Raw genomic sequence first — 14,945 nt, forward strand, 5'->3', positions numbered from 1 at the left:
GCAGGCGTTCAGTTTATTCTTCCCCTAAATCCGAAAGGTGTTCTAACTCTCGATTTAGGAGCTCGTTATTGCCTACATTCAATTCTATGAATCGTTTTAATTGGCTAATACTGTCGATGTCTATGTTGCTGATCTTTAGCCGAACTTCATTGTCTGCAATTGAAATGACATCAGCATTTAATCGCATGGTTTGCTCTGATTGAATAAACGAAAAACCGACTTCTACGGGCTGTAATAAATTCAGTTTTTTTGCATCTTCAGCTTTTAATAACAAGCCATGTAAAGAAAGGTCTTGAATGGTAGCTGGTATTACCAAATCTCTCTGTTCAATTAAGGCTGGTACTTGGTAGATGATGCGTGAAAAGCGTCGTCTTTCCGTCATAGAGCTTTCTCGTAAAGTGTCAAACAATGGCAAGACTATACCAAATAGAACAAAAAATGTTCGATTTTTGTGTTTGAAATGTCGAAAATGCTACAGAGTTATGCTGGCTAAAGGTTAGGCTCTTTACATGCTACAAGGGCATTTGAGCTATTTATGCAACACATACAACAAAGGTCGCTATGATAGCGACCTTTGTACGAATTACAAGCAAAGGTGAGATGTAAGGTGAAATACCGCACATCAACCTGCGGTCGAAATTACTTCGATACGCGCTTGTATTTGATACGGTGTGGCTCAGCCGCTTCAGGACCAAGCGTCTTCTTCAGCCATTCCATGTACTCGTTATAGTTACCTTCGTAGAAGTTAACTTGACCTTCATCGCGGTAGTCGATGATGTGTGTCGCGATACGGTCTAGGAACCAGCGGTCGTGCGAGATAACCATTGCACAGCCAGGGAACTCTAGTAGAGCTTCTTCTAGCGCACGTAGTGTTTCAACGTCAAGGTCGTTGGTTGGCTCATCGAGTAATAGTACGTTACCGCCAGCTTTAAGAAGCTTAGCAAGGTGTACACGGTTACGCTCACCACCAGACAGTTCGCCGATAATCTTCTGTTGATCTGAACCTTTGAAGTTGAAGCGAGAACAGTAAGCACGTGCAGGAATTTCGAAGTTGTTGATCTTGATGATATCAGCGCCTTCAGAAATTTCTTGGAATACGGTGTTCTTGTCGTTCATTGAGTCGCGGAACTGCTCAACAGACGCTAGCTTCACGGTTTCACCTAGCTCAATCGTACCTGAATCAGGCTGTTCTGTGCCGCTTAGCATCTTGAATAGGGTCGATTTACCAGCACCGTTGGCACCGATAATACCTACGATTGCACCCTTAGGCATGCTGAATGATAGGTCATCAATAAGAACGCGACCGTCGAATGATTTCGTCAGGTTGTTCACTTCGATAACTTTATCACCTAGACGCTCACCCGGTGGGATGAACAGCTCGTTGGTTTCGTTACGTTTTTGGTGGTCAGTGTTTTGCAGCTCTTCAAAGCGCGCCATACGTGCTTTAGACTTCGCTTGACGACCTTTAGGGTTTTGACGAACCCATTCAAGTTCTTTCTCAATGGTCTTTTGACGAGCTTTTTCTTGAGATGCTTCTTGTTGTAGACGTGCATCTTTTTGCTCTAGCCAAGACGTGTAGTTACCTTCCCATGGAATACCTTCACCACGGTCAAGTTCTAGGATCCAACCCGCAGCGTTATCTAGGAAGTAACGGTCGTGGGTAATCGCAACTACAGTGCCTGTGTAATCAACTAGGAAGCGCTCTAGCCATGCAACAGACTCAGCATCCAAGTGGTTGGTTGGTTCGTCTAGTAGTAGCATGTCTGGCTTCTCTAGAAGAAGACGACAGATAGCAACACGGCGACGTTCACCACCAGATAGGTTTGCAATCTTTTGATCCCACTCAGGTAGACGAAGTGCATCAGCCGCGCGCTCTAGCGCGTTGTCTAGGTTATGACCGTCTTTCGCTTGAATTAGCGCTTCTAGTTCGCCTTGCTCTTTTGCAAGTGCATCGAAGTCTGCGTCTGGTTCTGCATACGCAGCATATACCGCATCCAAACGCTTCAGCGCGTCTGCAACATCAGATACCGCTTCTTCAACCACTTCACGAACGGTTTTTGATTCGTCTAGTACTGGCTCCTGAGGTAGGTAACCTACGTTTAGACCAGGTTGTGGACGTGCTTCACCATCGATATCAGTATCGATGCCCGCCATGATACGTAGCAGAGTTGATTTACCCGCACCGTTCAGACCTAGAACACCGATTTTTGCACCTGGGAAGAAGCTTAGAGAGATGTCTTTAAGAATTTGACGCTTAGGTGGCACGATTTTGCTCACCCGCGACATGGTATATACGTATTCAGCCATTGCCGATCGTTCCTAAATTAACTGTCATTCAAAGCGTCTATTTTATACCAACTCCTTGAGTTTTGTTACCGCATTGCAAGAAATTCGCCGCTCATGTGATTTCTTCTTCATTGCTGACCGGAAACTCACAACTTTAGGGTATACACTTTTCTTGTTCATCCTTAATTCAATGTGCTGCGATTCATCAGGAAGAATGGATTGTTGGGAATCTATTTGTCTTTAAGGGTTCTAAAGTTTCACGAGTACAACATTTATTACATCAAGTCGCTTTACAATGAGAACTTAATACGGTGTAAATAGATGCATATGCTTTATGACTTACTACGCTTTGTATTCTTCATTAGTAAGGCATGGAGTGATAAACGTCTGAGGAAAATGACGCACATGAGATTCAACGTATCTGAATTGGCTAAAAGAGTATGTTATGCAGCCGCTTTATGTGCGGTTAGCGTATCAGCAAACGCTGCGCTGAGTTTAGAAAAGCAGCGCCAGGTCTATGAACAAGCTCAAGACCTATTAGATAAGAATGACATTGATGGTTACTTATCTATCCGTTCAAAAATCGCCAACTATCCACTGACTCCTTATGTGGATTATCGGGTGTTTCTGAGGCAATTATCGAGTAAGTCTCCACAACAGGTAGACGAATTTATTAAAGACCATGAGGCTTTTCCATTCTCGCGTCGAATTCGTGCCCCTTACTTAGATAACCTTTATCGTCAGAAAGATTGGAAAACCATTACTGAGTTTCAGAGAGTGGAACCAAGTGGTGAGCGCTATCAATGTATTTTTTACGTCGCCCAATTAAATCAAGGCAAACAAGTGGCTGCGTTCAAAGGTGCAGAACACATGTGGTTGCGTGGCAGCAGCATTGCAGATGAGTGTGACCCATTATTCTCTGCGTGGGATAAAGCGGGTGAGCGCTCTGATGAACTTATCTTACAACGCATGTTGCTGGCGTTTGATGCGCGTAACGGTGGTTTATTGAGTTACCTACAAAAACTGCCTAAATCAAGCAAGGCGCAGCAGCAAGCCAAAGCGATGAAGGCACTGTTTGATAAACCAGAAACGGTCGCTGCATTTGCTAAGAAACAACCTGCTAATGATTTCAACCGTGCTCAAAGTGAATTCGCGTTAGAAAAACTAGCGCGTAAGGATACAAAAAAGGCGCAAGACGCTTACGCAATCGTTGTGAAAGGACAGAAGTTTTCACCAGAGAAAGCACAAGCATTAGCTGACTATATTGCGATTCGTTTGATTCGTACCGAGTCAGATTCGTTGGCTCAATGGCGTGATGATAAGACGAGATCGAGTAAGAATTTACCCTTGATTGAAAGCCGCATTCGTTTATCGATTCAAAATGGTGATTGGAAAGGGGTACAGAAGTGGATTGCAGTTTTAAATGAAAAAGAACAAGCGACGCTTCGGTGGCAATACTGGTTAGGACGCAGTGAGATGGCGTTGGGTGATAAAGTCGCGGGCAAACAGCGCTTGGCTAAATTGGCGGGTCAACGGAATTTTTATAGTGTTGCTGCAGCGAATGCGATTGGTCAGTCGATTAAGTATCCATCGAGTAGCGTGAAGCTCGATAAAAAGGTGGTTCAACCTTACCAAAAATCGTTAGTGCGAATTGAAGAGTTGATTGAAACCGACAAAATTGCTGCTGCCAAAAGTGAATGGGCACATTTGCTGCGTCGTGTTGGTAAAGAAGAGAAAAAGATGTTGGCGGCTTATGCTGCTTCTAAACGTTGGCATAATTTAACGGTAACAGCGAGTATTCAAGCTAAAATGTGGGACAACATTCCTCTGCGTTTTCCTGTCGCTCACCGCTGGTGGTTTAATTTCTATGCCGAGAAACATAACATCGATCCTATTACTATGATGTCTTTGGCTCGACAAGAAAGTGCACTGGACTCTGAGGCTCGCTCACCCGTTGGCGCTCGTGGCTTGATGCAAATTATGCCTGCAACCGCGAAGTACACTGCTCGTAAATATAAGCTTAAATACCAAGGCACGGAAGACTTGTACAATGTAGGTAAGAATATTGAAATCGGTAGTCATTACTTACAAGGGTTAATGGAGGATTACGATAATAATCGTATTTTTGCGCTCGCCGCTTATAATGCAGGACCTAACCGAGTAAAAACGTGGCGAGAGCGAACCCAAGGAAAAGTGGACGCTTATTCCTTTATTGAAGCGATTCCGTTTAAAGAGACTCGCGGTTATGTGCAGAACATTTTGATGTTTGAAACGTATTACCGTGACCTTTTAGGTGTCGATGGTGCGTTCTTGACCCCAAATGAGATCAATACCAAGTATTGAGTGAGGTAACTTGATGTCACACGAACCTGAGTACAAAGACTGGCAGCAGATTGTTGAATTGATCCGCTCAAGTGTGGATAACCAGCAACATGAGATGTTGTTGACCATGCTAATGACACCGGATGAGAGAGAATCACTCACCGCACGTGTGAACATTCTGAATGAATTGCTGAAAGGTGAGCTTTCTCAACGTCAAATCAGTCAAATGCTGGGTGTTGGCATAGCAACTATCACTCGCGGCTCAAATGAGTTGAAGTCAAAGTCGGAAATCGATAAGGACAAACTCAAGACGTTGCTCGAGCAAGGTGCTCAGTAAGGTCGTTTGAGTTTCTATATCATAGACAGTAAAAAGGGCGGAAAAACCGCCCTTTTTAATACGTGTATTATTTAGCCATGAGTCTAAAAGCGGTTATAAATTCGCAGGGAAGTGCTCGGGATTCGTAAATGGAATCAACGCCAGAATCAAAGCTTGATGATACACCGAGCTACGAGTCAGTTGGTTTTGAGTTAGCAACCCAATTGCACCACCTTTCTGTTTGATGTTGTCGGTACCAAAAACTTCATCCATCACATCACCAAGTTCATTGGCATGTTTAAGCTTCTGTAGTACTTCTGGTGGCAACATCAAGCTTGCAGAGCGAGATTCCCCGCGATGCGTATCAGATTCAATCACCATCCAAGCAAATGTGACTTTCCCTTCAATACCTGCTTCTAAACCGACATAGAAATCGGCATTCGTTATTTCGGCTTTAGCGTTACGAACGCGATTCAGAGCTCCGAGGTGCGTTTCATCATTTGTCATTGGTTGATCTGCGACTTCACTTGGAACGCTGACCCCAATGAATTCAAACTTCTGCTCAGGGAAAGCGCTGTGAAAAGCACTCTCTACGGCTTTGATTTTCGCTGGGTTAAGTGATGCGATAACGACTTTTTGGCCTGCCATGATCTTTTTACCTACGGATGTCTTTTAGCTCAGTTTAACTTGAGTCGGTTTCACGTTCTCACTTGGATAACAACCTAGTACTTTCAAGTGCTTAGTGATTTTAGTTAGCTCATCAATTGCCTGTTGCATTTCGTTCGAACCAAGATGAGATTCAAGGTCAACGTAGAACATTTCTTCCCATGGGTTACCCATGATTGGACGTGATTCTAGTTTGGTCATATTGATGCCGTAACGTTGAAGTACCAATAGCGTTTGAACCAGTGAGCCTGCTTCTTGAGAAGTCGACATGATCAGTGTGGTTTTTGCAGGGATCTGTGTCGATACTTCTACTGGTTTACGCGCAACTACGATAAAGCGTGTGTGGTTTTCGGTTTGGTTTGCGATATTGCCCTGAATCGCTTGTAGACCATAAAGCTTACCGCTTGAAGCATTACCGATTGCCGCTACATCATCACGATTGAGCTCTTGCACTTTTTGCATCGCATCTGCAGTACTTGCACAAGATTCTAGTTTCACGCCTTTCATGCGACTCAGGAACTCGCTGCATTGTTGGTGTGGTTGTGGATGAGAGTAAAGCGTTTTGATGTTCTCAAGACGAATGTCTTTGGTTGCCACCAAGCAATGTTCAATTGGTTGAGTCAGTTCACCAACGATGTACAGCGTTGTGTGTTGCAGTAGGTCGTAGACTTCATTGATCGAGCCTGAACTGGTGTTTTCAATTGGCAGCACACCATAATCAGCATGACCTGATTCGACCGTTTGAGTCACTTCTTTGAAGTGTTCACAGTTGAGTTCAATTAACTCTGTGTTCTTGCGGCTGAAGTATTCGCGACTTGCAAGGTGTGAGTAAGAGCCTTTCGCACCAAGAAAAGCAACACGAGCAAGTGGCTTACGGCTTTGCTGTGGGTTAACAAGGTTTTGTAGGTAGCTTTGTTGAAGAAGGACCGAGTCTTCAATAATGGTATGGAAAAGTTTGGTGATGTACTGAGCGTCGAGTTCGTATTTATCACGACCATTGGTGATCAGTTTTACTAGAAGCTGTTGTTCACGGACGGCATCACGAACAGGTTTCGAAGTTTGAACTTTGCTTTTAGCGACTTCAATGCTGAGCTTACGGCGTTCGGACAGCAGGCTTAATAACTCGTCATCGAGTTCATTCAAACGTAAACGAATTTCTTCCAGGGAAATAGGTTGGTCAGTCATCAATTCTTTCCTTATAAAAAAAGCCCCCCGATTTGGGAGGCTTTCTGTTTGTTTTTGACTTTTCTTTCACAAACGAGTTAGCCCCTCCAACTATGGAAGGAAAAAGAAGTCAAAAAGAAACAGGTTAGTTGAGTGCATAAATAGTGCTTAATTTGTGAGTGTTTAAACACAATAAGCAAGCAGGCGGGGAGCGTCAAGCAAAAAAATAGCGCCTTTCGGCGCTACTTCCTCAATCTGGACGTTTTACTCTTCTTCTTCCACTAGCTCAGGCTTATTCGCACGTCGAGCTTCAGGTTTGTGGGTCAGCTTATTCAGTTGTCGTTCTAGTTTTTGCTCCACTTCATTAATAGCTGCGTAAAGATCTTCGTGAGTTGCTGAGGCGATTAGCTGGCCTTTAGGAACTTTAATAACGGCTTCGAATTTCTTCTGTTTGTTTGGTTCCTCGCTGAATGTTGCTTGGCATCCAATGATGTCTACTTGCCATTTCTCCAGCTTTTTAAATTTGCTCTCAATATGAGCGCGGATTGCAGAGGTGATTTCGATGTTTTTACCAGTAATGTTCATTGTCATAAATGTTTTTCCTCTGTTTCATCCCTCATGGGTTGAGTTCAGATTACCGCTTTGAGGAGAAAAGAATGTGATCTAGATCGCTTTTTGGGATGGGTTTTTCGAGATGAAAAATGAATGTGATCTCACTCAAGAACTGCTGAGATTTATGTGAAAATTGCTTGTTATCGGATTCGAAATCATTAGATTGGATAGAGTACTGAGCTGAAAACTAACCCGTTTTTAGGGGAGTTATACGGCCTGTAATTCTAGTTAGTTAAAAATTAACCAGATCAAAGATGTGAATCAGATCACTCTTAAAGTGCACAATAAGTTAGATTCAAAAACGCCGCTCAACAAATGAGCGGCGTTTTTGGTTTCTAGCTAGTGTGTTTTCAATTGAGGCGTTTGGCTGACGCTGCGCAATGGCGTCATAAAGACAGGGTCATCAGGCACAAGCAGAACATTATCGAGAGTTTTTGCTAGGTCGAGACTTTCTAACTGTTTGTAGATCACGTAGTAGCGGTTCACATTCGTTACGTACCTGATGGTTTCCCCTAAGCTTCTACGTGTTACGACCTCCACATTATTGAACCATACATTCGGATCGTAACCTTGCTGAGCGGCACGTTTACGCATTCTCTCAATGTTTCCAGGTCCAGCATTGTATGCAGCTAACGTTAAGTAGAGCTTGTTCTCTTTAGTTATGTTGCTATCACTGAAGTAATACCGGCGAAGAAACGCTAAGTATTTCACCCCTGCATGAACGTTGTTCTCTAGATTACGGACATTCTTAATGTTCACATTAGGGTCACTCGCCGTACTCGGTAAGATTTGCATAATACCAACGGCACCACGGCTTGATACTAGACTGTTATCGAACCCTGATTCCTGATAGGCCACCGCTGCGATGAGGAGGTAGTCAAAGTCGTACTTCTCCCCATACTTAGCAAACAGTGATGAGAGCTTTTCAAGCTGAGCAATCTTTTTGGGGTTCAGTGCTTTGTTGAGCCAATTGGTGTTATCGATGTATTTTCCATAAATGACGTTGCCCAGTAGTGTTCCTGACTTGGAAGTTTGGATGAACTTGTTGACCGCTTTTCTTAGCTCCGGGCTGTTATGGCGCATGGCCCAACCAATTTCACCCCCTTCTCTAATCGGAATCTTGGTGTGTGCTCGGATGTCATCCATAAAGTTCATCCACAGCTTGGCTTTGTGGCTATCAAGTACGATAGCTTTGATATAGCCATTGTTTAGCATTCCTACCAGTTCATAGTCTTGCAGCGTCTCTTCAATAAAGTGCACCACCACTGGTGGTAAGCCTTTTTTATTAAGCTGTTTGTTTAATACCTGAATGCTCTCGAAATAACTTGAACTGGCACGAACCCAAATTTCTTTGCCACTCAGTTGTTCAATCTTCGTCATTGCTGGTGTTTTTTTGTTAGTGATGACCCATTCTTCAATCCCTGTAATAGCAGGATCGCTAAAATCGACCAGCTTCTTGCGTGCATCGGTAATGGTGAGATTGGCAACCACTAAATCCCCTAAACCTTGCTCAAGAGAAGGTAGCAACTCATCGCGTGAAACTGGGATAATTTGAATGTTGAGTTTTGGTTTGAGCTTACGGAGCTCTTTTTCGAAATGAGCCAATAGTTCTGCACCAATGCCTTTTGGTTCTCCACCTTCTATGTAATAGAAACCAAGGTCGGCAGACACTAATACGCGTAAAACATTTTTCTCTTTAATGACATCCAGATCCCCCGTGTAAGGTGGTTGTCTAAGAGGGGAGAGCTCAAGAGAAAAGCTCGATGCTGAGAGTAGAAGCAGCAATCCTATCCATAACTTTGATAATGTCACGTTCACATCCATGTTGATGGTGAAGGAGAACTTTAAGCATAAGTAGCGCTCAAAAAATCATCAAGTTAGCGGGTGGAGCAAAAATAAGAAGGGAAAACAAAACCGCCACAGTTTGAGCTGTGGCGGTTGAGGATTAGTTTGCTGGGTTTAGCTTGATAAGCTCTTCCGTTCTGGCAACGGCGTCATCCAGTTTCAACTGTTTGTAAGCTTCTAGTTGAATCTCAAGCGACTTGCGAGCTGCTTCTGTATCAGGGAAAGTCTTTTGAAGCTCTTGAGAACGGTTAATCGCCGCAATCCAAGCTTCACGACGCAAGTAGAAATCTGCTGTCGCAAGATCGTAGTTTGCAAGACGGTTCTTCAGCGCCACCATGCGTTTCTGTGAATCTTCCGCGTATGGGCTGTTCGGGTAACGCTCTAGCAGTTTTTTGAAATCATCAAATGCTTTCTTAACGGGCTCTGGGTCACGGTCACTGCGATCAACGTTAAATAGGTCATGCATGAAGTTACGATCTTGTGCCATGTGGCTCAAACCACGCATGTACAATACCCAGTCCATTTTTTCATGAGTCGGGTTCAAACGCATAAAGCGAGAAATAGTTGCTAGACCGAGTGCTAGGTCGTCGTTTTTGTAGTACGCGTAGATAAGGTCAAGTTGTACCTGCTCAGAGTAGGCACCAAACGGGTAACGCGAATCCAAAGCTTCTAATTTCTCGATGGCAGAAAGCCAGTTACCGCTTTGCAGAGAAGTTTGCGCGTCTGCATACAGTTCAGAAGGTGGCACATCAGGAACGATTTCTTCTTTGCTTGCACAGCCAAACAGAAGGGATACCGCTAAAAGGCCTGTTAAAGTCTGATGTTTCATATCAGGAGTCTGTTCCTTGAATCTAAATATTTCTTAAGCTGCCGTTACTTTCTTTCCAGTAACAGATACAATGACGTAATAGTCTATTTTTCCACAGTCGTGAGCATTAGTCTCACAGTTTTTAAAAAAGTTCGATATGGCTCAGCAGATTGTTTTAACCAACACCGTAAAAGATAGCCAGTTAGGTCAACGTTTAGACCAAGCTATCGCCGAATTGTTCGCGGACTTCTCTCGTTCTCGCTTGAAAGAGTGGTTGCTTGACGGGAAGGTACAAGTGAATGGTGAAGTTGTCACTAAACCTCGCACCAAAGTAATGGGTGGTGAGGAAATTACCTTGCAAGCCGAGCTGGAAGATGAAGAACGCTGGGAAGCACAAGATATCCCGCTAGATATCGTCTACGAAGATGAAGATATCATCGTAATCAACAAGCCTCGTGATTTTGTTGTACACCCAGGAGCGGGTACACCAGACGGCACAGTACTAAACGCATTGCTGCATCACTACCCAGACATCGCCGAAGTACCTCGTGCAGGTATCGTACACCGTCTAGATAAAGACACCACTGGTCTGATGGTGGTTGCGAAAACTGTTCCGGCACAAACTCGTCTGGTTCGCGCTTTGCAAAAACGTAACATCACCCGTGAGTACGAAGCGATTGCAATCGGTCGTATGACGGCGGGTGGTAAAGTGGATCAGCCAATTGGCCGTCACTCGACTAAGCGTACGCTAATGGCAGTTGCGCCTCTGGGTAAACCGGCGGTAACGCATTACCGTGTTGCAGAGCATTTCCGTGAACACACACGTATCCGTCTTCGTCTAGAAACCGGTCGCACGCACCAAATCCGTGTTCATATGTCTTACCTACAGCATCCGCTACTCGGTGATACTGCTTATGGCGGTCGTGCTCGTATCCCAACAGGTGCATCGGAAGAGCTAACAGCCATGATTCGTGGTTTTGATCGTCAAGCATTGCACGCGGTAATGCTACGTTTCGAACATCCTATCACTGGTGAAGAGCTAGAGTTCCACGCTCCAGTTCCTGATGACATGGTAAAGATGACAGAAGCGCTGCGTAAAGATACAGAAGAGTTCGGTCTACCTGACGAGTTCTAATATGAAGACGATTGTTCCCAATTGGTCCGCGCCGAAAAATGTTAAAGCTTTCGCCTCTACAAGAGTCGGAGGCTTTTCGACTTCGCCATATCAAGGGTTGAACCTTGGTGCGCATGTTGGGGATGATGCGTCTATAGTAGAGAAGAACCGTAATTGGTTGGCGCAACAAGCGAATATGCCAAATGCGCCAATTTGGTTGAATCAAACTCACTCTACAGTGGTAGTTCAAGTAAGCACACCAACAACACAAGTACTTGACGCTGATGGTGTGTTTACTTCTTCAAATAATATTGTCTGTTCTGCGATGACTGCAGATTGTTTACCTGTTCTATTAACCAATACACAGGGCAGCCAAGTGGCAGCCGTGCATGCTGGTTGGCGCGGTTTAGCAAATGGTATTGTTGAAAATGCACTAGCGCTATTTTCTGGTGAAGTAATAGCGTGGCTTGGTCCTGCAATTGGACCTCAAGCATTTGAAGTGGGTGAGGATGTCTTACAATCCTTTGTAGATTTTGACTCTCAAGCGCATCAAGCATTTACACCTCGTAATGTTGAAGGTAAGTGGCTGGCTGATATGTCCAAGCTTGCAACTCAACGTCTTAACAAAGCTGGGGTCACTCAAGTATTTGATTCCGGATTGTGCACTTTCCAAAATAGAGAAGATTTTTACTCATATCGTCGTGATGGTGTGACGGGTAGACAAGCGACTTTTATTTGGATCGAGGACTAACCACTACAACCCAAAAGTACAAAGATGCATAGCTTCATTTTTGCAAAGCTATCTTTATTAATTCTCTCCCTTGAAATTCCCTCTCTGCGTATCCATCTTTCTAACTGTCAAAAGAATTTTCTTCAGTTGAGGTTAGGAAGGAAGATATGCGTCTTGATAGATTCACAAGCAAGTTTCAAATCGCTATCTCTGATGCTCAGTCACTAGCGTTAGGGCGCGATCATCAATATATCGAACCAGTGCACCTAATGGTGGCATTGCTTGATCAGAACGGTAGCCCAATTCGTCCACTGCTAACAATGTTAGATGTCGACGTGACTCATCTACGCTCTAAATTGAGCGAAATGTTAGATCGACTACCTAAAGTCAGTGGCATCGGCGGTGATGTTCAGCTGTCTAGCTCTATGGGTACACTTTTCAATTTGTGTGACAAAGTGGCTCAAAAGCGTCAGGACTCCTACATTTCCTCCGAAGTCTTCTTGCTTGCAGCATTAGAAGACCGTGGTCCACTTGGTCAGTTATTGAAAGAGATGGGCTTGACCGAGCAAAAAGTGAGTCAAGCGATCGAAAAGATCAGAGGTGGCCAAAAGGTTAATGACCCGAATGCGGAAGAACTTCGCCAAGCGTTGGAAAAGTTCACCATAGACCTTACTGAACGTGCAGAGCAGGGTAAGTTGGATCCGGTTATTGGTCGTGATGACGAAATTCGTCGTACAATCCAAGTACTGCAACGCCGTACTAAAAACAACCCTGTGATCATTGGTGAACCAGGTGTTGGTAAAACAGCAATCGTAGAAGGTTTGGCTCAGCGCATCATTAATAATGAAGTTCCAGAGGGGCTACGTGGTCGCCGAGTGCTTTCATTAGATATGGGCGCCCTTGTTGCGGGCGCGAAGTACCGTGGTGAATTTGAAGAGCGCTTGAAGTCGGTATTGAATGAACTAGCCAAAGAAGAAGGCAACGTCATTCTGTTTATTGATGAGCTTCATACTATGGTTGGCGCAGGTAAAGGTGAAGGCTCTATGGATGCCGGTAACATGCTAAAACCAGCGCTGGCTCGTGGTGAGCTTCATTGTGTGGGCGCTACAACACTAGATGAATACCGTCAGTATATAGAGAAAGATGCTGCACTTGAGCGTCGTTTCCAAAAAGTGCTGGTGGATGAGCCAAGTGTTGAGGATACCATTGCAATTCTGCGTGGTTTAAAAGAACGCTATGAGCTTCACCATCACGTAGAAATTACAGATCCGGCGATTGTTGCGGCGGCTAGCTTGTCGCATCGTTATGTTTCTGATCGTCAACTACCCGACAAAGCGATCGATTTAATTGATGAAGCCGCTTCTAGTATTCGTCTACAAATTGACTCTAAACCAGAGTCGCTAGACAAACTTGAGCGCAAAATCATTCAACTGAAAATCGAACAGCAAGCGCTGAGCAACGAGCATGATGAAGCGAGTGAAAAACGTTTGGATGTGCTTAACGATGAGTTGAACGAGAAAGAGCGTGAGTATGCAGAGCTTGAAGAAGTGTGGAATGCTGAAAAAGCAGCGCTATCAGGTACGCAACATATTAAAGGTGAGTTAGAACAAGCTCGTATGGATATGGACTTTGCTCGTCGTGCTGGTGACTTAAACCGTATGTCTGAGCTGCAGTATGGACGTATTCCTGAATTAGAAAAGCAATTAGACCTAGCAACTCAAGCAGAAATGCAAGAGATGACGCTACTGCGTAATAAGGTTACTGACAATGAAATTGCAGAAGTGCTTTCTAAGCAGACGGGTATTCCTGTTTCAAAAATGCTTGAAGCAGAAAAAGAGAAATTACTCCGTATGGAAGATGTTCTGCATAAACGTGTCATTGGCCAGGCTGAAGCGGTTGAGGTGGTATCGAATGCTATCCGTCGTAGCCGAGCTGGTTTATCCGATCCAAACAAACCAATTGGTTCCTTCTTATTCTTAGGTCCAACAGGCGTAGGTAAAACAGAGTTGTGTAAGACACTCGCTAGCTTCATGTTTGATAGTGAAGATGCCATGGTACGTATCGATATGTCAGAGTTCATGGAGAAACACTCTGTGGCAAGGCTGGTTGGTGCGCCTCCGGGTTATGTCGGCTATGAAGAGGGGGGCTACTTAACTGAAGCGGTTCGTCGTAAACCTTATTCCGTCATCTTATTAGATGAAGTAGAAAAGGCTCACCCTGATGTGTTCAATATTCTACTGCAAGTATTAGATGACGGACGCTTAACTGACGGACAAGGTCGTACGGTGGATTTCCGTAACACGGTCGTCATTATGACATCGAACCTAGGTTCGGCTCGTATTCAAGAGAACTTTGCTACTCTGGATTACCAAGGAATCAAGAATGAGGTGATGGATGTTGTAAGCAAACACTTCCGTCCGGAGTTCTTAAACCGTGTTGATGAAAGTGTCGTCTTCCACCCACTAGGTCAAGAACACATTAAATCTATTGCGTCTATTCAACTAGAACGTTTGGCTAAACGTTTAGAAGAAAAAGGCTACCAATTTGAGGTATCTGATAAAGCCCTCGATTTGATCGCCCAAGTTGGCTTCGACCCAGTATATGGTGCACGACCTTTAAAACGTGCAATTCAACAGAATGTAGAAAACCCATTAGCGAAGTCGATTTTGGCTGGAGAGATATTACCAGACAAGAAAGTACAGCTGATTGTTAGCAATGACCAAATCATTGCTCATCAATAATTGCATTGATGCACTGAAAAGTGGGATAAAGTTCAAACTTTAGGGGGCTATAGCCCCCTTTTTAATACACTTTTATTGAGTTTTGTTTGTTTTCTATACGAACGAACTAAAAAGCCAAGTTTTTTTGAAAAATAGGCTTGTGTTCCTTAGGGAACTCCCTATAATGCGCCTCCGTTGTCACGGGAAAGCAAGCTAAGCGAAACCAAGATAACAAGGTTAGTGAGTTAGAAGTTAACTCACAGAGAAATAACTTAAAAAAGTGTTTGACACGGCAAGTTATCTCGCTAAAATGACCGTCCACTTTGAAGAGAACTTCAAAGTCTGCTCTTTAAAAATAAGAA

General features: G+C 44.0%; 12 protein-coding genes and 1 other annotated feature. Of the genes, 5 read left to right on the top strand and 7 right to left on the bottom strand.

Going from position 1 to position 14,945, the window contains the following annotated elements; translation table 11 throughout:
• Nucleotides 1–13: 13 nt before the first annotated feature.
• Both VHA02S_RS09245 and ettA read right to left on the bottom strand, forming a co-directional pair.
• Nucleotides 14–382 carry a PilZ domain-containing protein gene (locus tag VHA02S_RS09245; protein ID WP_009697646.1) on the bottom strand — a complete coding sequence of 123 codons (369 nt, stop codon included), beginning with the start codon at nucleotides 380–382 and terminating at the stop codon, nucleotides 14–16.
• 257 nt (nucleotides 383–639) lie between these two features.
• Entirely contained in the window at nucleotides 640–2,307 is a 1,668-nt protein-coding gene (ettA, locus tag VHA02S_RS09250) for an energy-dependent translational throttle protein EttA (protein WP_005447952.1), read from the bottom strand.
• Between the two features lie 375 nt (nucleotides 2,308–2,682).
• Here ettA and sltY point away from each other — a divergent pair, with 375 nt between their 5' ends.
• Nucleotides 2,683–4,629: a murein transglycosylase gene (sltY, locus tag VHA02S_RS09255; protein ID WP_038899367.1), complete on the top strand. Its 1,947-nt coding sequence runs from the start codon at nucleotides 2,683–2,685 to the stop codon at nucleotides 4,627–4,629.
• Between the two features lie 13 nt (nucleotides 4,630–4,642).
• Nucleotides 4,643–4,945: a trp operon repressor gene (gene trpR, locus VHA02S_RS09260; protein WP_038899366.1), complete on the top strand. Its 303-nt coding sequence runs from the start codon at nucleotides 4,643–4,645 to the stop codon at nucleotides 4,943–4,945.
• Between the two features lie 93 nt (nucleotides 4,946–5,038).
• Here trpR and yjjX read toward each other — a convergent pair whose 3' ends face one another.
• The 5 genes from yjjX to VHA02S_RS09285 all read right to left on the bottom strand — a co-directional run bounded on the left by yjjX (nucleotide 5,039) and on the right by VHA02S_RS09285 (nucleotide 10,040).
• Nucleotides 5,039–5,572: an inosine/xanthosine triphosphatase gene (gene yjjX / locus VHA02S_RS09265; RefSeq protein ID WP_005447955.1), complete on the bottom strand. Its 534-nt coding sequence runs from the start codon at nucleotides 5,570–5,572 to the stop codon at nucleotides 5,039–5,041.
• Nucleotides 5,573–5,596: 24 nt separating this feature from the next.
• On the bottom strand, nucleotides 5,597–6,775 hold the full coding sequence (gene pheA, locus VHA02S_RS09270) for a prephenate dehydratase (RefSeq protein WP_005447956.1): 1,179 nt from the start codon (nucleotides 6,773–6,775) through the stop codon (nucleotides 5,597–5,599).
• 13 nt (nucleotides 6,776–6,788) lie between these two features.
• Nucleotides 6,789–6,910 (bottom strand) — a sequence feature (Phe leader region).
• Between the two features lie 108 nt (nucleotides 6,911–7,018).
• Entirely contained in the window at nucleotides 7,019–7,345 is a 327-nt protein-coding gene (gene hpf, locus VHA02S_RS09275; RefSeq protein WP_005447957.1) for a ribosome hibernation-promoting factor, HPF/YfiA family, read from the bottom strand.
• Between the two features lie 360 nt (nucleotides 7,346–7,705).
• A complete protein-coding gene (locus tag VHA02S_RS09280; RefSeq protein WP_009697650.1) occupies nucleotides 7,706–9,190 on the bottom strand; it encodes an MltF family protein in 1,485 nt (494 codons plus the stop codon).
• Nucleotides 9,191–9,311: 121 nt separating this feature from the next.
• Nucleotides 9,312–10,040 (bottom strand): outer membrane protein assembly factor BamD, encoded by a 729-nt coding sequence (locus VHA02S_RS09285; protein ID WP_005447960.1) that lies wholly within the window; start codon nucleotides 10,038–10,040, stop codon nucleotides 9,312–9,314.
• Between the two features lie 136 nt (nucleotides 10,041–10,176).
• Between VHA02S_RS09285 and rluD the strand changes: the two genes are divergently transcribed.
• From rluD to clpB, 3 genes are all read left to right on the top strand, one after another.
• Nucleotides 10,177–11,154, top strand: a complete 978-nt coding sequence (gene rluD / locus VHA02S_RS09290) for a 23S rRNA pseudouridine(1911/1915/1917) synthase RluD (RefSeq protein ID WP_038899148.1) — start codon at nucleotides 10,177–10,179, stop codon at nucleotides 11,152–11,154.
• A 1-nt stretch (nucleotide 11,155) separates the two neighbouring features.
• Nucleotides 11,156–11,884, top strand: coding sequence for a peptidoglycan editing factor PgeF (gene pgeF / locus VHA02S_RS09295; RefSeq protein ID WP_038899149.1), 729 nt, complete (start codon nucleotides 11,156–11,158; stop codon nucleotides 11,882–11,884).
• A 146-nt stretch (nucleotides 11,885–12,030) separates the two neighbouring features.
• The gene (gene clpB / locus VHA02S_RS09300; RefSeq protein WP_005447963.1) at nucleotides 12,031–14,604 is read left to right on the top strand and encodes an ATP-dependent chaperone ClpB; all 2,574 of its coding nucleotides are present in this window, start codon (nucleotides 12,031–12,033) and stop codon (nucleotides 14,602–14,604) included.
• Nucleotides 14,605–14,945 lie beyond the last annotated feature (341 nt).

It is taken from the genome of Vibrio harveyi NBRC 15634 = ATCC 14126 = KCTC 12724 (assembly GCF_001591145.1).
In the GTDB taxonomy this organism is placed as follows: domain Bacteria; phylum Pseudomonadota; class Gammaproteobacteria; order Enterobacterales; family Vibrionaceae; genus Vibrio; species Vibrio harveyi.

Excerpts from the sequence above, each read along its gene's own strand:
- VHA02S_RS09245 (WP_009697646.1), bottom strand. The coding sequence starts at position 382 with ATGACGGAAAGACGACGCTTTTCACGCATCATCTACCAAGTACCAGCC.
- ettA (WP_005447952.1), bottom strand. The coding sequence starts at position 2,307 with ATGGCTGAATACGTATATACCATGTCGCGGGTGAGCAAAATCGTGCCA.
- sltY (WP_038899367.1), top strand. The coding sequence starts at position 2,683 with ATGACGCACATGAGATTCAACGTATCTGAATTGGCTAAAAGAGTATGT.
- trpR (WP_038899366.1), top strand. The coding sequence starts at position 4,643 with ATGTCACACGAACCTGAGTACAAAGACTGGCAGCAGATTGTTGAATTG.
- yjjX (WP_005447955.1), bottom strand. The coding sequence starts at position 5,572 with ATGGCAGGCCAAAAAGTCGTTATCGCATCACTTAACCCAGCGAAAATC.
- pheA (WP_005447956.1), bottom strand. The coding sequence starts at position 6,775 with ATGACTGACCAACCTATTTCCCTGGAAGAAATTCGTTTACGTTTGAAT.
- hpf (WP_005447957.1), bottom strand. The coding sequence starts at position 7,345 with ATGACAATGAACATTACTGGTAAAAACATCGAAATCACCTCTGCAATC.
- VHA02S_RS09280 (WP_009697650.1), bottom strand. The coding sequence starts at position 9,190 with ATGGATGTGAACGTGACATTATCAAAGTTATGGATAGGATTGCTGCTT.
- VHA02S_RS09285 (WP_005447960.1), bottom strand. The coding sequence starts at position 10,040 with ATGAAACATCAGACTTTAACAGGCCTTTTAGCGGTATCCCTTCTGTTT.
- rluD (WP_038899148.1), top strand. The coding sequence starts at position 10,177 with ATGGCTCAGCAGATTGTTTTAACCAACACCGTAAAAGATAGCCAGTTA.
- pgeF (WP_038899149.1), top strand. The coding sequence starts at position 11,156 with ATGAAGACGATTGTTCCCAATTGGTCCGCGCCGAAAAATGTTAAAGCT.
- clpB (WP_005447963.1), top strand. The coding sequence starts at position 12,031 with ATGCGTCTTGATAGATTCACAAGCAAGTTTCAAATCGCTATCTCTGAT.